At 59.9% G+C, this 18,330-nt stretch carries 19 protein-coding genes; 6 read left to right on the plus strand and 13 right to left on the minus strand.

Annotated elements, in window-relative coordinates; genetic code table 11:
- The 3 genes from ACR0AC_RS13600 to ACR0AC_RS13610 are packed head-to-tail and all read left to right on the plus strand — an operon-like array spanning position 1 to position 3,527.
- On the plus strand, positions 1-1,551 hold the full coding sequence (locus ACR0AC_RS13600; RefSeq protein WP_480874087.1) for a trimethylamine methyltransferase family protein: 1,551 nt from the start codon (positions 1-3) through the stop codon (positions 1,549-1,551).
- Positions 1,552-2,226 (plus strand): TetR/AcrR family transcriptional regulator, encoded by a 675-nt coding sequence (locus ACR0AC_RS13605; protein WP_170454484.1) that lies wholly within the window; start codon positions 1,552-1,554, stop codon positions 2,224-2,226. It abuts the gene before it with no gap.
- Positions 2,223-3,527, plus strand: a complete 1,305-nt coding sequence (locus ACR0AC_RS13610) for an FAD-dependent oxidoreductase (RefSeq protein ID WP_170454482.1) — start codon at positions 2,223-2,225, stop codon at positions 3,525-3,527. Before ACR0AC_RS13605 ends, ACR0AC_RS13610 begins: the two co-directional genes overlap by 4 nt.
- Positions 3,528-3,637: 110 nt before the next feature.
- On the opposite strand, the gene ACR0AC_RS13615 is transcribed toward ACR0AC_RS13610, so the two are convergent.
- Complete coding sequence (locus ACR0AC_RS13615; RefSeq protein ID WP_170454596.1) at positions 3,638-3,997, minus strand: DUF3307 domain-containing protein; 360 nt, start codon at positions 3,995-3,997, stop codon at positions 3,638-3,640.
- 244 nt (positions 3,998-4,241) lie between these two features.
- Here ACR0AC_RS13615 and ACR0AC_RS13620 point away from each other — a divergent pair, with 244 nt between their 5' ends.
- The gene (locus tag ACR0AC_RS13620) at positions 4,242-7,238 is read left to right on the plus strand and encodes an ABC transporter transmembrane domain-containing protein (protein ID WP_480874431.1); all 2,997 of its coding nucleotides are present in this window, start codon (positions 4,242-4,244) and stop codon (positions 7,236-7,238) included.
- 3 nt (positions 7,239-7,241) lie between these two features.
- Here ACR0AC_RS13620 and ACR0AC_RS13625 read toward each other — a convergent pair whose 3' ends face one another.
- The 8 genes from ACR0AC_RS13625 to ACR0AC_RS13660 all read right to left on the minus strand — a co-directional run bounded on the left by ACR0AC_RS13625 (position 7,242) and on the right by ACR0AC_RS13660 (position 14,333).
- Complete coding sequence (locus ACR0AC_RS13625; RefSeq protein WP_170737018.1) at positions 7,242-7,529, minus strand: metalloregulator ArsR/SmtB family transcription factor; 288 nt, start codon at positions 7,527-7,529, stop codon at positions 7,242-7,244.
- A 106-nt stretch (positions 7,530-7,635) separates the two neighbouring features.
- Positions 7,636-8,868: a mandelate racemase/muconate lactonizing enzyme family protein gene (locus tag ACR0AC_RS13630; RefSeq protein ID WP_480874091.1), complete on the minus strand. Its 1,233-nt coding sequence runs from the start codon at positions 8,866-8,868 to the stop codon at positions 7,636-7,638.
- A 105-nt stretch (positions 8,869-8,973) separates the two neighbouring features.
- Positions 8,974-10,191 (minus strand): TCR/Tet family MFS transporter, encoded by a 1,218-nt coding sequence (locus tag ACR0AC_RS13635; RefSeq protein ID WP_170454478.1) that lies wholly within the window; start codon positions 10,189-10,191, stop codon positions 8,974-8,976.
- A 75-nt stretch (positions 10,192-10,266) separates the two neighbouring features.
- Positions 10,267-10,995 carry an alpha/beta fold hydrolase gene (locus ACR0AC_RS13640; RefSeq protein ID WP_480874094.1) on the minus strand — a complete coding sequence of 243 codons (729 nt, stop codon included), beginning with the start codon at positions 10,993-10,995 and terminating at the stop codon, positions 10,267-10,269.
- Positions 10,996-11,007: 12 nt separating this feature from the next.
- Positions 11,008-11,796 (minus strand): 3-oxoadipate enol-lactonase, encoded by a 789-nt coding sequence (gene pcaD / locus ACR0AC_RS13645; RefSeq protein ID WP_170454473.1) that lies wholly within the window; start codon positions 11,794-11,796, stop codon positions 11,008-11,010.
- Between the two features lie 52 nt (positions 11,797-11,848).
- Complete coding sequence (locus ACR0AC_RS13650) at positions 11,849-12,823, minus strand: threonine ammonia-lyase (RefSeq protein WP_480874098.1); 975 nt, start codon at positions 12,821-12,823, stop codon at positions 11,849-11,851.
- The gene (locus ACR0AC_RS13655) at positions 12,820-13,647 is read right to left on the minus strand and encodes an alpha/beta fold hydrolase (RefSeq protein ID WP_480874101.1); all 828 of its coding nucleotides are present in this window, start codon (positions 13,645-13,647) and stop codon (positions 12,820-12,822) included. The genes ACR0AC_RS13650 and ACR0AC_RS13655 overlap by 4 nt, the downstream gene beginning before the upstream one ends.
- A complete protein-coding gene (locus ACR0AC_RS13660; protein WP_480874104.1) occupies positions 13,647-14,333 on the minus strand; it encodes a haloacid dehalogenase type II in 687 nt (228 codons plus the stop codon). The genes ACR0AC_RS13655 and ACR0AC_RS13660 overlap by 1 nt, the downstream gene beginning before the upstream one ends.
- Before the next feature lie 126 nt (positions 14,334-14,459).
- Here ACR0AC_RS13660 and ACR0AC_RS13665 point away from each other — a divergent pair, with 126 nt between their 5' ends.
- Positions 14,460-14,888: an FKBP-type peptidyl-prolyl cis-trans isomerase gene (locus ACR0AC_RS13665; RefSeq protein ID WP_170623842.1), complete on the plus strand. Its 429-nt coding sequence runs from the start codon at positions 14,460-14,462 to the stop codon at positions 14,886-14,888.
- Positions 14,889-14,896: 8 nt separating this feature from the next.
- Here ACR0AC_RS13665 and ACR0AC_RS13670 read toward each other — a convergent pair whose 3' ends face one another.
- From ACR0AC_RS13670 to fabA, 4 genes are read right to left on the minus strand one after another with little or no spacing between them, the layout of a single operon-like run.
- Entirely contained in the window at positions 14,897-15,070 is a 174-nt protein-coding gene (locus ACR0AC_RS13670; protein WP_170454464.1) for a hypothetical protein, read from the minus strand.
- A 59-nt stretch (positions 15,071-15,129) separates the two neighbouring features.
- Complete coding sequence (locus tag ACR0AC_RS13675) at positions 15,130-15,921, minus strand: enoyl-ACP reductase FabI (RefSeq protein ID WP_480874108.1); 792 nt, start codon at positions 15,919-15,921, stop codon at positions 15,130-15,132.
- Positions 15,922-15,926: 5 nt separating this feature from the next.
- Positions 15,927-17,156: a beta-ketoacyl-ACP synthase I gene (fabB, locus tag ACR0AC_RS13680; protein ID WP_170623841.1), complete on the minus strand. Its 1,230-nt coding sequence runs from the start codon at positions 17,154-17,156 to the stop codon at positions 15,927-15,929.
- 32 nt (positions 17,157-17,188) lie between these two features.
- The gene (gene fabA / locus ACR0AC_RS13685) at positions 17,189-17,698 is read right to left on the minus strand and encodes a bifunctional 3-hydroxydecanoyl-ACP dehydratase/trans-2-decenoyl-ACP isomerase (protein ID WP_170326986.1); all 510 of its coding nucleotides are present in this window, start codon (positions 17,696-17,698) and stop codon (positions 17,189-17,191) included.
- Positions 17,699-17,909: 211 nt separating this feature from the next.
- Here fabA and irrA point away from each other — a divergent pair, with 211 nt between their 5' ends.
- Complete coding sequence (irrA, locus tag ACR0AC_RS13690) at positions 17,910-18,329, plus strand: iron response transcriptional regulator IrrA (protein WP_170454458.1); 420 nt, start codon at positions 17,910-17,912, stop codon at positions 18,327-18,329.
- Position 18,330: the final 1 nt, after the last annotated feature.

Below are 18,330 nucleotides of genomic sequence, written 5' to 3' on the forward strand. Positions count from 1 at the left end.
ATGATCTCGCAAACCCCTGAGCGTGGCAGGCGACGGCGCGGACGTGGGGCCGAGGCCGCGCCCACACCCAGTCGCGACGTAAATTACCGCCAATTGCGGAACCCGTTCCCGCAAATGGAGGTGTTCCCCGCCGATCAGATCGCCGACATGCACGAAACGGCCTTGCGCACGTTGGAAGAGCTGGGCGTCAAAGTCCTTTTGCCCGAGGCGCGACGCCTGTTTGCGGCAGGTGGCGCAAAGGTGGATGAAGACAGCGAAATGGTCTTCATCGGGCGCGATATGGTCGAGGCAGCTGTGGGTTCGGCCCCCAAATCGATCGCGTGCCGCGCCGGGGCACGGCGCAGGGATTTTACTTTGGAACTGGGTTCGCTGGTGTTTCAGCCCGGTGCTGGCGCACCCAACGCCACCGATCTGGAACGCGGGCGACGCCCCGCGACCGGGCAAGACTATCTGGAGTTCCTGAAACTCACCCATCATTTCGACGTGTTCCAGATGATCTCGCCCCAGGTCGAGCCGCAGGACATGCCGACCCATTTACGCCATTACTTCACGACCAAGGCGCAGATGGAGTTGACGGACAAGTTCCCCTTCTTCTTCTCGCGCGGGACGCCGCAGGTGATGGATTGCTTTGAAATGCTCTCTACCGCGCGCGGTCTGTCGGATCAGGAGTTCCGCGCCAACCCGCACTGCTACACGATTATCAACACCAACAGTCCCCGCACGCTGGATATTCCAATGGCGCAAGGCCTGATCGACTTTGCGCGGCACGGCCAAATGTCGATCATCACCCCGTTCACCCTGATGGGCGCGATGGCCCCGATCACCGTGGCAGGCGCAATCACGCTGTCCCATGCCGAGGCACTGGCGGCGCTGACCCTGACCCAACTGGCGGGTCCCGGCGCGCCGGTTTGTTACGGGACGTTCACCAGCAATGTGGACATGAAATCGGGTGCGCCTGCCTTTGGCACGCCTTCGCATTTCCAAGCCTCGCTTGCGGCAGGGCAACTGGCGCGGCATCTGGGTCTGCCATGGCGGTCGGCGGCGGGGTCGGCATCGAATATCAACGATGTGCAGGCGGCCAATGAAAATCAGTTTGGCCTCTGGGGTTGTCTGATGGCCGGGGCGACGGTGATCATCCATTCGGCAGGCTGGCTTGAGGGCGGTCTGACGGTGTCCTTTGAGAAGATGATCTGCGATGCCGAGGTTCTGAACATGATTGCGGAGCTTTGCGCCGGTGCGCAGGCCGGGACTGCCGAGATCGGCTTTGACACAGCACTGGCCGAGGTCGAGCCCAGCGGCCACTTCTTCGCCTCAAGTCAAACGATGGAGCGCTACAACACCGAATTCTATCAGCCCCACGTCCACGACTACGCCAATTTCGGCACCTGGACCGAGCGGGGGGGCGTTGATGCCAACCATCGCGCGACCGGTGTCTGGAAGGCAATCCTGAACGATTTCAAGGCCCCTGCTGGCGACAGCGACCGGCTGGGTGCCTTACATGATTTCATCGCGCGCCGGACCGCCGAGGGCGGCGCACCGCCGGAGAGTTGAATGAACACCAAACCAATTCTGCATCGGGATGATCCACTGGCTGAACCCTTGGTCGGCAACATCAAGGTCACGCGCGACGACTGGCTGAATGTGGCCATGGACGTACTGATCTCGGACGGTGTGGACCAGATCAAGGTCCTGAACCTGGCCGAGCGCATGGCAGTCTCGCGCTCGTCCTTCTATTGGTATTTCAAATCCCGGCAGGAGCTTCTGGACGCGCTGCTGTCGCGCTGGCAGGCCACCAATACGGCTGCGTTGGTCGCGCAGGCAGAGGCACCGGCCAGGACGATCACGGCAGCGGTCTGTAACGTGCATCGATGTGTGGTGAACACCGACCTGTTCGATACGGCGCTGGACTTTGCGGTGCGCGACTGGGCGCGCAAATCCGGCAAGGTGCGCCGCGCATTGGATCAATCGGATGCCCGACGATTGCAGGCGCTTCACGCCATGTTCGCGCGTTTTGGCTATTCCGAGATCGAATCCGAGACCCGCGCCCGCGTGCTGTATTACATGCAGATCGGATACGATCTGGCGCAGCTGAACGAGCCGATGGAGACGCGGCTGTCGATGGTTTCGCATTACCTGTACGTATTCACGGGTGTCGAGCCGCGCCCAGAAGAAGTGGAAGAATTCAGCGCCTATTCCAAGCGCTATTGGGAAGGAGACACAGAATGAGCCAACCGGATGCAATCATCATAGGGACCGGAGTGATCGGTGCCGCCATCGCGTTTGAGATGGCCAAGGCTGGATGGAAGGCGCTGTCGCTGGATCGCAATGCGCAGGTCGGGCACGGCTCAACCGCAGGGTCTTGTGCAATCATTCGGATGCATTATTCGACCTTCGATGGCACGGCCTTTGCGTGGGAGGGTTATCACTACTGGCGCGATTGGGCCGAATATCTGGGCCTGCCGTCAGATGCCAATCTGGCGCAGTTCCGTGAAACGGGCTGTCTGGTGATGAAAACCGATGCCAATGGCATGCTGGAAAAGCACATGAAGAACAGCGCCGATCTGGATTGCCCGTTCGAGGAATGGTCGCCCGACAAGGTTGTTGAACGCTTGCCGGTCTATTCGCTGGATAGTTTCGCGCCCGCGCGCCGCATGGATGATCCGGAGTTCGGCCAACCCAATGGCCGCAAGATGCAGGGCGGTGTTTACTGGCCACAAGCGGGGTACGTGACCGACCCGGCGCTGTCGGCACAGAACCTGATGGACGCGGCCAAACAACACGGGGCCGAGGTTCGCACCGGGGCCGAGGTGGTCGAGATCCTGACCGACGGCGGTCGTGTGGCCGGGGTCAAGCTGGCCTCGGGCGAGGAAATCCACGCCAAAGTGGTGGTGAACGTGGCGGGGCCGGGATCGGCCATCATCAACAAACTGGCGAATGTGCTGGACGATATGACCATCGAAACCCGCCCCCTACGGCAAGAGGTGGTGCATGTGCCCGCCCCCGAGGGGTTTGATTTCGAAAACGACGGCACCATCGTCTCGGACAGCGACATCGCGTGTTATTGCCGCCCCGAGCATGGCAATCACATCCTTGTCGGATCAGAAGACCCGGAATGCGACCCGCATCAGTGGTGCGAGGATGACATCCACTACAACCGCGATTTTACCGACCAGTGGACCACGCAGGCCATGCGCTACGCTCAGCGTGTGCCCAGCCTTGGCATTCCGTCCAAGACCCGTGGGGTGGTTGACCTGTATGACGCCTCGACGGATTGGATTCCGATCTATGACAAGTCCAGCCTTCCGGGATTCTACATGGCCTGCGGCACCAGCGGGAACCAGTACAAGAACGCTCCGATCGCCGGGAAGATGATGACCGCCCTGATCGATTATTGCGAGGGCGGAGCGGATCACGACGCCGAACCGCTTCAGTTTGAACTGCCCTACATCAAACGCATGATCGATGTCGGCTTTTATTCGCGCAAACGCCCGATCAACGAGGAAAGCAGTTTTTCGGTTTTGGGGTAGTCGAAAGGCGACCAAACGTTCTGAATGACTGGAGGCCCAAATTCTAGCGGGTCACACCTTGGTCAATATGCTGGTCATTGCCGCGCGACGGAAACACGACGCGGTCCCGGTCAGTGTGCGAAAGTAACCCAGGCCCAGGCCATGGCGATGTAGGTCAGATTGTGCATCAACTGGTCCAGACCTGCCGCGCGCCAGAATGCGGGCTGGTTGGGCTCTAGCCGTTTTTTGTCGGAATAGCTGGCTTTGGCGTAGTCGATATTGAAGTGAATAAACCACTCAAGCGCGCCGATGATCAGGATAAAGGCCAACGGCGTGCCAAAAATCAGAAAGACAATGATCGAGCCAACAACATGCACAGCGGCATGCTGCGCACGGCCCATGTGAAGATATTCACCCCGACCGGACAACATTTTCGGTGTTTGTAAGTAATAGTCAGCGAACATATGTTTGATCTGCAACAAGCAGAGCATGACAAACACTGCGCCAAAACTGGCAGTCAAAAGTTCCCTCCCGAAATCGTCCTTCAGCGGATACTAGGCGTGAATGCGTCAATTGGTAAATGAACTAGTTCACATTTGGCAAAGAAATCTGAGGCTCGAAAACGTGTTTGCGAAATTTTGCTGGGATTGTGTAGATTTATACTGTTCAGTTTTCCGGCATATCGCCAATCATGAGTTTTGAGTACAAGCAGGGGCAGGTTCCATAGAGCGCACGATCTTTCGTTTTATCTGGAAGTATTCCAAACGCGACCAGCTGATCCTGCTGGCCGTGACCTCGACGCTGTTTCCCTTGCTGTACCTGACGTTGGAGTTGCCCAAACGCATCATCAACGATGCGATCGGTGCCAGCAGCGATGTTGTGGATGTCTGGGGATACAGCCTGCCGCAGACCAATTTCCTGATCATCCTGTGTTTTGCCTTTCTTGCGGCGGTTCTGGCCCATGGCCTGATGAAGATGCGCATCAACACCATGAAAGGGGTGCTGAGCGAACGGATGCTGCGGCGCTTTCGTTATCAGTTGATCAGCCGTGCCCTGCGTTTCCCGCAGCCCTATTTCGAGCGGGTCAGTCAGGGTGAGATGGTGTCGATGATCACCGCCGAAAGCGAGCCGATGGGCGGGCTGATGGGGGATGCGATCAGCCAGCCGGTTTTGCAGGCGGGACAGATGATTACTATCCTGTCCTTCCTGTTCCTGCAAAGCGTCTGGTTCGGTCTGGCGGCGGTGGCCCTGATCCCCTTGCAGGCCTGGTTGATTCCGAAATTGCAGCGCCAGATCAACCTGTTGAACAAAAAACGCATACAAGAGGTGCGCGTGCTGGCCGCCCAGATCGGCGAGAATGCCGCCGGTGCCTCGACCCTGCGCGCCAATGGTGGCTGGCGCTATCGTCGCGCTATGATCTCGGATCAGTTGGGGCGGTTGTTCGGGATCCGGTTCGAGATCTATCAGAAGAAGTTCTTTATGAAGTTCATAAACAACTTCATCTCGCAACTGACGCCGTTCATGTTCTATCTGGTTGGCGGCTTGCTGGTGCTGCAGGGTTCGGTCTCGCTGGGGGCACTTGTGGCGGCTTTGGCGGCGTATAAGGACCTGAGCTCGCCATGGAAGGAACTGCTGACCTATTACAACCAGACGCAGGATATGTCGCTGCGCTGGGACGTTGTGATCGAACGCTTCGCGCCTTTGGGAATGCAGGACGAGAGACTATTCGAGGGTGAGCCACAGGCACGCCCGCATCTGAACGGCGACATCGTTCTGGATCACGTCTCGGTCCGCGATATGGACGGCAATCAGGTGCTGGACGATCTGAACCTGACGTTCCCGGGCGGCAAGATCATCGGCATCGCGGCCCCAAGCGAAGAAGATCGGCGCGCCGTAAGCGAATTGCTGACGCGCGAGATTCTGCCCAGCGCGGGCAAGGTGGCAATCGGTGAACATAATCTGTCCGAGCTTCATCAGGGTGTGGTGGCGGCGCGGATCGGCTATGCCTCGTCCCGGCCAGTCATGTTTCAGGGCACGCTGGGTGACAATGTCATGATGCCGATGCGGTTCAAGCCCTTGTCCGATCAGACGGATGATCCGGATTTTGCCGAAACCTTGCGGGCGGGCAACAGCGACGATCCGTTCCAGACCGAATGGCTGGACCCGTCCCTTGCCGGTTTGCAGGATGCCAGCGAGTTGCGGGACTGGTGGTTGAAGCTGATCGATGGAATGGGATCGGGTGCCGCCTTGTTCCAACGCGGGGCCGAGCAGGTCTTTGATCCGGGCACCCACCCGGAGCTTGCCCGCAAACTGATCGATCTTCGCCCAAAGGTTCAAGAGGCTGTTCAAAAAGCGGGCCTGACGCAGCAGGCGCTGATTTTCGACCGCCAAAGCTATAACCCCGCGTTGCCGGTGGCCGAAAACCTGTTGTTCGCCACCCCACGCGTTCCGGTGACGCAGGATTTGCTGGCCAAACAGACCGTCTTCCTGGGCCAGTTGCGAGAGTTGGGTCTGGATGAAACGCTGATCGCCCTGACGCGCGATGTGATAGATATGTTGCGGCAGATCTTTGGTCTTGATGGCACCGATCACCCGCTGTTCCGCAAACTGGGGCTTGAGGCCGCAACCTATGAGACTGCGGTCGAACTGGTTGAGCGGACACGGAAAGAGGGTGCCTCGGGTCTGGATGACGAGCAATTGGCCAACCTGCTGGCCGTGCCATTGGTGATTTCCGCGGAACAGATCGGTCCGGCCTTCACGGATGAGTTGAAGAACCGCATTCTTGAACTGCGGCACAGCCATTCCGACAAGCTTTTGGCGCGGTTGCAGGATGTATTCGTTTCACTGGACCCGGATCAGTTCGCCCCCGGCCTGACGGTGATGGAGAACGCGCTGTTTGGCAAAGTCAGCCAGATCGGCGGCGCGCGATCCGACGAGGCGCGCAAGCTGATCGTCGATGTGCTGGCCGAAAACGGCGCGCGGCTGCTGGTTGTCGAGTTGATCTATGACGTTCCGGTTGCGCTGGGCGGTCAGAACCTGCCCGCCGTGTTTGCCGAGCCGCTGGCCTTCACCCGTGCGACGATCAAGAAACCCGACATCCTGATTCTGGAAAACGCGCTGGCCAGCTATGACATGCAAACGCAGGTAGCGGTCTACAAAAACCTGCGCGAACTGATGCCGGACACGACGGTCATCTACCTGAACGATCAGTTCGAGAACCCGGATGTATTCGACATGTATGCCGAAATCCGGCAAGGTCGTGTGGTCACGGACGAAGGACCTGCGGACGTGGAAGAAGACAGCGCCGCCTCGGCTGACCTTGCGCGCAAGCTGCGCGCCCTGGAACAAACACCTCTGTTTTCCGGCCTGGATCGCAGACAATTGCGTCTGCTGGCCTTTGGTGCGCGCTGGTTCGAGGCGATCCCGGGGCAGGTGGTGTTCCTGAAAGACGATCAGCCGACCGATGGGGCCTATGTGGTTTTGGAAGGTGAGGCGGGCCTGTTCCTTCCGCAACCCGACGGCCCCGATCAGCTGATTACCAAGGTGGGGCCGGGTGAGTTGGTGGGCGAGTTGGGCCTGATCCGCAAGGAACCTCGCGCGCTGAGCATGGTGGCCGAGACCAAGATGTCCTGCCTGCGCATTGGTGAGGAAGAATTCCTGGCCGTGGTCGAAAACGACGCTGCGACCGCCTTCAAGCTGATGCAGGTGATTGCCGGTTACGTGTCGAACTGACCGCTAGCCGGCGGGCTTGCAAAACAGTTCATACAACAACCCGATCACCTGCCGTGTGTTCCCGTCTGCCAGCGAATAATAGATGGTCTTGCCATCGCGGCGGGTAGACACCAGATTTTCCTCGCGCAGCCGCGCCAGCATCTGGCTGACGGCCGCCTGCCGGATTTGCAGCAGGTCTTCCAACTGCCCAACCGATTTTTCCCCGTCGCCCAAATGGCACAGGATCATAAGACGCCCTTCATGGGCCAGTGTCTTGAGATAGGCCGCGGCGCTTGCCGCGTTTTCTTTCATATTTGCCGACGTATCAGGGGTTTCGTCGGTTAGTTCATTCAGGGTCACGGGTAGGCCACTTGTCCGATTGGGGTTGGCGCAATATGCCCCAACCCATACGGGCTTGTCACCCCTCGGTGGCGGGGGCTCCGCCCTGAAAGGCATTGCCGTTGGCATAATCGCAGGGGTCTTCCTGCATTTGCAGGTGCAGCCCGTCTCCGGTGTACGGGTGCGCGCGGGCCAGATCTTCGTTGACTTCGATCCCCAGACCGGGCGCGCTTGGTGGCGTGACAAAGCCGTCCTCGACCCGGATTGCGCCATTGATCAACTGATCATGGAACGGTGTTTCGATGGTTTCCAGCAACAGAAGATTCGGAATCGATGCGGCCAGATGCGTATTCGCGGCCCATTCCACCGGACCGGCATAAAGATGCGGAGCAATCTGCGCGTTGAAGACCTCGGCCATGGCGGCGACCTTCTTCATCTCCCATATCCCGCCAGCGCGGCCCAGGGCGGGTTGCAGAATCTCGGCGGCACCGGCGCGCAAAACTGCACCGAATTCGGCCTTGGTGGTCATGCGCTCGCCGGTTGCGACCGGGATGCGCACGTTGCGGGCGACGCGGGCCATATCCTCGATATTGTCCGGCGGGGTGGGTTCTTCGAACCACAGCGGCGAATAGGGTTCCAACGCCTGACCCAACCGAATTGCGCCAGCCGTGTTGAACTGACCATGGGTGCCGAACAGCAGGTCGGCTTTGTCTCCAACCGCTTCACGGATCGCTTTGCAGAACGCTACGGACATTGAGATGTCGGACATGGCGGGCATATGCCCACCCCGGACCGTATAAGGGCCAGCCGGGTCGAACTTGACCGCGGTATAGCCGCGCCGGACCATTTCTGCGGCGCATTCCCCGGCCTGATCCGGAGCGGTCCAGAAATCATTCAGGTTATGCTGCGGCAGGGGGTAGAGGTAGGTGTACGAGCGGATGCGTTCGTTCATCAGCCCGCCCAGCAAGGCGTAGACAGGCCGGTCCCGGTCCTTGCCCAGAATATCCCAGCAGGCGATTTCGAGCCCCGAGAACGCGCCCATGACGGTCAGGTCCGGGCGTTGGGTGAAACCGCTGGAATAGGCGCGGCGGAACATCAACTCGATATTCTCGGGGTTTTCGCCCAGCATGTGCCGTTCGAACACATCGCGGATCACGTGGCGCATGGCTTCGGGGCCGATGGATGAGGCATAGCATTCGCCCCAACCGGTAATGCCTGTGTCGGTGGACACTTTGACCAGTATCCAATAGCGCCCGCCCCATCCCGGTGCGGGTGGCGCTGTGACAATGATATCGAGGTCCTGCAGTTTCATCCCGTGCCCTCCGGCCCTGTGGGTTTGACGTGTCGACGCGTGCGCTGCACCGAACTGTTTCAGCCACGGTGGCGCGGGAAGATGCAGGCCGCAAGGCGGAAATCGTCAGTTTGATGTCGCTGTTACGCCCTGGACCGGGCGGGCGCGCAAAAACAGCACACAACCTGCCAGCATCAGAACCAGCGCCAGAAGGAACGGTGCGCCAGGCAGGTATATAAGTGTGTCGGGTCTGATGAACTGCGCGAAGATGCTGGTCATCAGCAGGGGTGAGATGACCATCGACAAGGCATGCAGCGAAGTCAGGACACCCTGCAATTCCCCCTGTTGCGAATCCGGCGTGGCGCGCGACATCATTGCCTGCAGTGCAGGAGTAATGACGGCCCCGATGGCGGTGATCGGGATCAGCATCAGGGCGATCAGGCCGTTGGTCAGAAAACCCAGAATGCCAAAGCTGACGATTTCGAATACCATCCCGTATATGATTGTCACCCGTTCACCCAGATAGCGGGTGGCAGGGCGGATCAACCCGCCCTGAACTGCTGCCATGGCAAGGCCGTAGACGCCCAAAGACACGCCGATCATCTGCGGAGACCATCCGAACCGCTCGGTCGTGAAATAGGCCCAGATGGCCGGATAGACATAGATCGACACCGAGTAGAGGAAATAGACCCACAGCAAGGGGCGAATGCCGGGCAGGGCGGCAATAGCCTTCAACGAATTGATCGGGTTCGCGCGCCTCAGACTGAAGGCCCGGCGGGTCTTGTCCGTTACCGTTTCCGGCATCACGAACAAGCCAATGGCAAAGGTCAGTGCAGACAGGGCCGCAGCCGCCCAAAAAGGCGCGCGGGTGCCGTATTCGCTCAGCAACCCGCCCACGACAGGGCCCAGCACAAAACCGACGCCAAAAGCCGCGCCCAACAGCCCGAAATTCGCCGCCTTGTCCTGCGGTTTCGAGACGTCGGCCATGAAGGCGGCCGCCGTTGAATGCGTGGCCGCCGTGATCCCGCCGACGATACGGCCCGCCAGAAGCAGCCATATACTGCCCGCCAGCGCCATGACCACATAGTCCAACGCCATGACAAACAGGGATACCAGCAGAACGGATCGGCGTCCGTAAGCATCGGACAAATTACCCAGAATCGGCCCGAACACGAACTGCATCGCGGCAAAGGCGGTGCTGAGGATGCCACCCCACACCGCCGCATTGGCCAGCGTACCGCCCTGAACCTCGACAATCAGTTGGGGCATGATCGGCATGACCAACCCGATGCCCATTGCGTCGATCATGACGATGGAAAGAACAAAGACAAAAGGCAGGCGCATCAGAACCGTCGCGTCGTTTCAACCCTCGCACCCTAGGCGGGGTTACCGCGTTAGGAAAGAGTTGCCCGAGGTCATCTATGTTTGGTGATGCGACAATTGCTGTTTCAGATCAGACAGGATGTTGGCCAGTTGATCCGGGTGCGAAAAGAAGGCCGAATGCCCCGAGTGGATGGTGCGTCGGAACGCGGGCGGGATGCCCTCGCTCATCTTGCACTGATACTCAAACGGTACTGTGTGGTCATCGCTGGTGGCGATATAGGCGCGCGGGACCTTTTGGTAGCGCGCGCCAAGATGCAAAGGAGTATCTTGCGGACGAATGGCCTGAGGGCACAAGCGGCCAAAGGCGTAGGGTGTGATGTCCGGGTCGCAGTCGTGGTAGAATAACTCTCTTACGCAGTCCGGACGGACGGTATAGGACAGCCCGTCGGCGGATTTTTCCACCGCGTCGGCAATCGTCTGGCTGGGTCCGCGTCGGCGCATTTCGACCATCGACAGACCATCCTGCGGGACATAGGCGCTGAGGTATATCAGCGCGCGCATGGTATCCGGCTGCGCCTCGGCCGCGGCGCTGATGGGATACCCGCCCCACGAATGGCCCACGATGATCGTTTCCGGGGTTGTCGCCGACAGGATAGAATCCCTGCACCCATCCAGCGTGACATCTGCAATGGGGGTTGGATCAGCGCCATGGCTGGGCATGTCGATGGCGCGGACCGAGTGGCCGAGGGATTCCAGAACAGGAATCAGGTCGCGCCAACACCACGCGCCGTGGCAGGACCCGTGGACCAAAAGGAAATCAGCCATGTATTGGCTCCTTCAAATATGCCCGATACCGGTCAAGAATTCGTTCAGCAAAGCTGCGTAGTCTTCAGGTTTTTCCACGCAGGGCAGATGGCCCGCCCTGCGCATCAGTTTAAAATCTGCGCCCGGGATCAGCTCGACCGTCTCGCGCACCAAATCCGGTGGGGTCGAGCCGTCCTCGCTGCCGGCGATGCCCAAGGTAGGCAGCCGCAAGCCGCTGGTGGGCGTATAAAAATCCGTGCCCGCAATGGCCGCGCAGCATCCAAGATAGCCTTCGACCGGCTGCCCAACCATCATATCTCGCCACGGCAGATGTTTCTGCGCTGCCCGGAAATCCCGGGAAAACCAGCGCTCCATCGTGGCATCGGCCAATGCTTCGATACCGCCCTGTTGCACGGCCTGTATCCGATCCTGCCAAATCGGCGGGTTGCCGATCTTGGCTGCAGTGTTCGACAAGACCAGCGCGCGGACCTGATCCATGCGTTTGACGGCCAGACCTTGCGCAATCATACCACCGATGGACAGACCGACAAAGACACAGTCGCGCACCTCAAGGTGATCCAGCAACCGTTCGACATCCCGAATCAGGGCACCCATGGAATAAGGGCCACGCGGGACTGAGGATTGCCCATGCCCGCGTTTGTCATACCGGATGATCCGCAGGCCGGCGGGCAGATGGGGCAGCATCGCGTCCCAAAGATGCAGATCGGTGCCCAGCGAATTGGCAAAGACAATAGGGGTGCCATCCGGGGCGCCATCGATCCGGTAATGCAGCTTTACATCGCCAAAATCCGCGCAGGTCATGCGTTTGATCCTTCTGTCCGTGTCGATGTTTTGCACAGAACTGTGGCGATTGTCAGGTCAGGAATTCCAACGCCTTTGCAAATACTTCCGGGTCGGCGTTTCCGCCGGATGCCACCACGATCACGGCGTCACCTTCGATCTCGTCTGTCCGGAACAGGGCCGAAGCCAGCGCCACGGCTCCGCCCGGTTCCAGCACGACTTTCAGGCGTAGGAAGGCCAAGGCCATGGTACGCAGCGCCTCGTCCTCGGTGATCGACAGGCCGGGGCCGCAAAGGCGTTTCAGAATCGGGAAGGTAATTTCACCCGGCTGCGGGGTCAGAATCGCATCGCAGATATTGCCCGAGGTCGCCGCGTTCTTCTGGATCAGCCCCGTTGCCAAAGAGCGTTTTATGTCATCGAACCCCTCGGGCTCACACGGGCGGGGGCGCAGGTCGGGGGCGTGTTTCTCCAGCGCCAGCGCGATGCCCGAGGTCAGACCGCCACCGCCGCAACATACCAGCACATCGGCCTGAGTAACGCCCAACGCCTTGGCCTGACGTGCGATCTCAAGGCCCACCGTGCCTTGCCCGGCGATGACCTGAGGTTCGTCATAGGGGCGGATCAGGGTCAGCCCGCGATCCGAGGCCAAAGCCTCGCCAATCTCTTCACGGCTCTCGCTCGCGCGGTCATACAGCACCACTTCACCGCCCAAAGCGCGTGTGTTGTCGATCTTCAACTGCGGCGCGTCCGAGGGCATGATGATCACCGACGCCACGCCATGTTTCGACGCCGCCATGGCAATGCCCTGCGCGTGATTGCCCGAGGAATAAGCGATCACCCCGCGCTGCCGTTGATCCGGTTCCAGCGCCGAGATGGCCGACCACGCGCCGCGAAATTTGAAGCTGCCGGTGTGTTGCAGGCACTCGGGTTTTATCAGAACACGTCGACCTGCGATCTGGTCCAGAAAGGGCGAGGTCAGAATCGGGGTTTCCCGAGCATGTCCATGCAGCCGTCCAGCGGCGGCTTCGATCAGTTCAATCGTACTCATGTCACACTCAGGACCCTGCGAATGATGTCTAAGGATTCGGGTTCATCCAGAAACGGGACATGCCCGCGATTCGGAATCTCGGCCGAAATCAAGCCGGGGTGGCGGTTGTGCATCTCGGTCAGTGTCTCGGCACCCAAAACATCCGAATTTGCGCCCCTCAGCACGCCCGTTGGAATGTCGCGCAGGGCGTCGAAGAACATCCACATATCCGGGATCGCGCCGGTACCCGCCTGTTCCAGCAAAGCCGTGCGCAAGGCAGGATCGTAGCGCAGGCTCAGGCCGTCAGAGGTTGCCGCGTACTGGATCTCGGCCTGCGCACGCCAGCGTTCGTATGGAACGCCCGGGAATTGCGGCTTCATCACGGATTGCAGGGTCTCGGCGGCTTCGTCATAGGTTTTCGAAACCGGGGCCTTGCCGACGTAATCCATGATCTTGGCGATGCCCGCAGGTTCGATCACGGGGCCCACATCGTTCAGGATCACATGCGTCAAGCGTTCAGGGTGGCTGGCGGCAAGGGCCATGGCGATCAATCCGCCGCGTGACGTGCCCAGAATCGCAGCTTTCGGCACATCCAGATGATCCAGCAATTCGATCGCGTCGTGGGATTCGCGAAAGATGTTGTAGTTCATGAAATCCGGATCGTATTCGGACTGCCCGCGCCCCCGGTAGTCCATCATGATCAGACGTTTGTCGGAAAGGTGCGGTTGCGTAAACGAGAAATCGCGGCTGTTGCGCGTCAATCCCGCCAGACACAGCACCGGTTGACCGGAGCCTGTATCCTCAAAATGAAGCCGCCTGCCGTCTGAGGTCGTGAAATCAGGCATCAAAGCCCTGCCAGTTCGGGGATTGCGGTCAGGTCGGACAGCACATGCGCGGGTGTCCAGGGCAGCCGGTCCATTGGTTCCCCGGCGCGATTGACCCATGCGGTGACAAAGCCGTATCCGCTTGCCCCGGCAGCGTCCCAGCCGTTCGAACTGACGAACAGGACCTCGTCACGGGCGCAGCCGAACCTGTCCTGAACCAGATCGTAGACCCGGACATGCGGCTTGAAGACACCAACACTTTCGACCGAAAGCACGTCGTCCAGAACGTCCTCGATCCCGGCCGATTTTACCGCGCCTTCCAGCATCGGGGGCGAGCCGTTGGACAAGATCGCCGTTTGCAGGCCGCCATCCTTGAGCGCCTTCAGCATGGCCGGAACTTCGGGGTAGGCTTGCAGTTCCCAGTACAGGTCCAGCAGGCGCTGCCGCAGTTTGGCATCCCCTTGCAAACCGGCGGCTTCCAGCGCCCAGTCCAGACCGTCCTGCGTCACATCCCAGAAATCGGCATGGGCATCGGCCACGGCCCGCAACCAGGTGTATTGCAACTGTTTCAGACGCCAATGCCCTGCAACCTCGGGCCAGGTGTCGCGCAATGCCTCAAAGCCGGGCTCGGATGCGGCCTGACGGGCGGCTGCGGCCACGTCGAACAACGTGCCATAGGCATCGAAGATACAAGTTGTGATTGCCATCTGCTCCCCTCCACATTCGGGCGCAGGTTGGCACACAAGGGCAGGGCGTTAAAGGGCGAAGGGTTTACATCATTGTGTAAGCCCCTAGGGTTGGCCGTTCAGTTCCCAAACGGCCCGGAGGCCCCAATGACCGACATCAAACAAGGTGACACGGTTCGCATCCACTACACCGGGACGCTGCTGGACGGAAACGTCTTTGACAGCTCGGACGGGCGCGATCCGCTGGAGTTTGTCGTGGGCTCGGGCCAGATCATCCCCGGTCTGGACAGCGCCATGCCGGGGCTGGCGGTCGGGGACAAAAAGCGGGTCGAGATTGCCTGCGTTGACGCTTATGGCCCGATTAACCCGGCGATGCGGCAGGTTATACCACGCGAAGGCATTCCGGATGACATTCCGCTTGAACCCGGTACGCAGTTGCAGATGCAAACCCCGGACGGTCAGGCGCTGCCGGTTATGGTGGTCGAGGCGAATGAGGCGACCGTGACGCTGGATGCCAACCATCCATTGGCCGGGCAGGACCTGATCTTCGAGATCGAGGTCGTCTCGGTCAACTGATCGTGGGGCTATCCCAGTAGGGCTTCGATCGCGCCGCGCACCTGCGGCTGCGTAAAGAACACGAACAGCACCAGCAGAGTGGTCAGGGTCAGCAACAGCACGCGGGCGCGTTGGCTCAGGAACCCCGATTTGCGTCGGGCCGTCCGGGCATTGCTTGCGATGATCTGGTCAAATTTGCTCATGCTGCAATCCCTGCCGCTGAAAGATGGTTAAATCTTGGCGGCGGCAGGGAAAGATATGGTCACATGAAATCGGGCTGTGGCATTCCGAGCACGTGAAAACCGCCATCGACGCGGATAATCTCGCCCGATGTGCAGGCACCGGCGTCAGATGTCAGGTAAACCGCTGTCCCGCCAACAGCTTCCAGCGTGGCGTTCGAACGCATCGGTGCGTTCTGGTCGCAGAACTTGTAGGTCTTGCGCGCGCCGCCGATCGCTGCGCCCGCCAGCGTTTTCATCGGGCCGGGTGAAATGGCGTTCACGCGGATGCCTTCGGGGCCCAGATCATTGGCCAGATAGCGCGTTGCCGACTCCAGCGCGGCCTTGGCGACGCCCATGACGTTGTAGTTCGGAACAACGCGGTTCGACCCCTGATAAGTCAGTGTCAGCAGCGAGCCGCCATTGTCCTTCATCATTGGATAGGCGCGGCGCGCGACCTCGACAAAGGAATAGGCTGAAACGTCCATCGAGTGCTTGAAGTTCGCCCGTGTGGTGTCCAGGAACCGACCCGCCAGTTCCGACTTGTCGGAATAGGCAATTGCGTGAACCAGAAAATCAATCGTGGGCCAACGCGCGGCCAATTGTGCGAAGGCACGATCCAGCGAGGCGTCATCGGTGACATCCGCATCCACCATGAAATCGCTGCCAAGACTTTCGGCCAGCGGCGCCAACCGCTTGCCAAATGCCTCGCCCTGATAGGTGAATGCCAGCTCTGCGCCGGCTTCGTGCATGGCCTTGGCGATGCCCCACGCAATCGAGCGGTCATTGGCGACGCCCATGATCAGGCCGCGCTTACCCTTAAGAAGTTCCGACATCACATTCACCCGTTATACTTTGACAGAATCATGGATCCGTTGGTGCCGCCAAAGCCGAAGCTGTTGGTCATGACACTGTCCAGTCCTGCGTTTTCAACTGTTTTCGTTGCAATTTCACCGGGCAGGATGCCTTCGGCAAGTGTGTCGACATTGATCGACGGAGTAATAAAGTCGTTGTCCAGCATCAGCAGACAGAAGATCGCCTCAAGCGCGCCAGCCGCGCCCTGGGCGTGGCCGGTCATCGACTTGGTCGAGGAAATCGGCGGCACGTTGCCTTCGCCAAAGATGCGGCGGACGGCTTCGACCTCACCCACGTCACCGACCGGGGTCGAGGTACCGTGTGCGTTGATGTAGCCCACCTTGCGGCCTTCGGGCAGCGTATCCAGCGCCAGTCGCATGGCGCGCTCTCCGCCTTCTCCGGATGGGGCCACCATGTCGTGACCGTCCGAGGTGGCGGCATAGCCCGTGACCTCGGCATAGATCTTGGCACCGCGCGCCAGCGCATGTTCCAGCTCTTCCAGCACGACGATGCCGCCGCCGCCCGAGATCACGAATCCGTCGCGGTGTTCATCAAACGCGCGCGAGGCTTTTTCGGGCGTGTCATTGTATTTCGACGACATCGCGCCCATCGCGTCGAACAGGCAGGACAGGGTCCAGTCCAGCTCTTCTCCGCCGCCTGCGAACATCACGTCCTGCTTGCCCAGCATGATCTGTTCCGCCGCGTTGCCGATGCAGTGCAGCGACGTCGAGCAGGCCGAGGTGATAGAGTAGTTGATACCCTTGATCTTGAACGCAGTCGCGAGGTTGGCGGAAATCGTCGAACACATGCATTTGGGAACCGCAAAGGGCCCGATCCGCTTGGTTGCGCCGGTTTTCAGAACCGTCTGATGCGCCGTCAGCATGGCGCTTGTGGATGGCCCGCCGGAACCGGCCACCAGACCCGTGCGCGGGTTGACCACCTGGTCTTCGCCCAACCCGGAATCGGCAATCGCCTGGCTCATGGCGATATGGGCATAGGCTGCGCCGGGGCCCATGAACCGCAGGGTACGCTTGTCCACATGCTCGGCCACGTCGATTTTCAGCGTTCCGGCGATCTGGCTGCGAAAGCCATGTTCGACCATCTGTTCGTTGGCTTCGATGCCGGATTTGCCAGCTTTCAGCGAGGCCAGAACCTCTTGGGCATTGTTGCCGATAGAGGAGACGATCCCCAGACCGGTGACAACTACTCGACGCATGTGCGTGCTCCTTACATTCGGGCCGGTCAGGCTCAGGCTTCGGACAGAACGACTTTCATGTCTTTGACGTCGTAAATCATTTCACCGTCCGCTTCGACGATACCATCCGCGACGCCCATGGTCAGGCGGCGGGTCTGGATCGCCTTTTTGAAATCAATTTTATACGTCAGCATCTTGCGGTCCGGGCGCACCATTCCGGTCAGCTTGACCTCGCCCACGCCGACCGCCATGCCGCGCCCCTGCCAGCCGCGCCAGCCCAGGTTGAAGCCGGTCAGCTGCCACAGGCCGTCCAGACCAAGGCAGCCGGGCATGATCGGGTTGCCGGGGAAGTGACAGTCAAAGAACCAAAGATCGGGCGTAATGTCGAACTCTGCCAGAACATGGCCTTTGCCATGCGCACCCCCGTCTGCCGAAATATCGGTGATCCGGTCCATCATCAGCATCGGCGGGGCGGGCAATTGCGCGTTGCCGGGGCCAAAAAGCTCGCCTCGGGCGCATTTCAGCAGATCGTCTTTGTCAAAGCTGCTCGGGAATTGGGCCATTCTTGCCGCCTCTCCTGCCAGGGGTCAGTTCGTTATATCTGGCCTCGTCTAACACCCGTATGCAAGGTCCTGCAAGAGCGGCAGGCCACGTCATGGTGTTCCAGCGACACTCTTTTCCCTGCACCCGCAAGGTTTTTGCGAATGAATTTCATTTGAAATTCCTGACCAAGCGACCCTATATATATAACCAGCAAGAACGGGTATCGGATTTATGACACCTCAGAGCCGGAACATAGCGACAAATTGGTTGGAAGGCGCGGGTTTGCGCCCGACGCGTCAGCGTGTGGCATTGGCCGAATTGCTGGTTGGGGACGGGCGTCATCGTCACGTGACAGCCGAAAGCCTGTTTGACTCGGCCAAGTCCAATGGCGACGCAGTGTCGCTGGCGACGGTCTACAACACCCTGCGTGCGTTTTGCGACGCCGGTGTTTTGCAGGAAATCACGGTGGACGGATCGAAAAGCTATTTCGACACCAACACGCATGACCACCCGCATTTCTTCTGGGAAGACGAGGGCCGCCTGAGCGATGCGCCATCAGAGCAACTGGTCATTCAACGCCTTCCCGAAGCCCCGGAAGGGGTCGAGATCGCCTCGGTCGACGTGGTTATCCGCCTGCGCAAAAAGCAGTAAC

This window comes from Ruegeria sp. H7 (assembly GCF_056532945.1).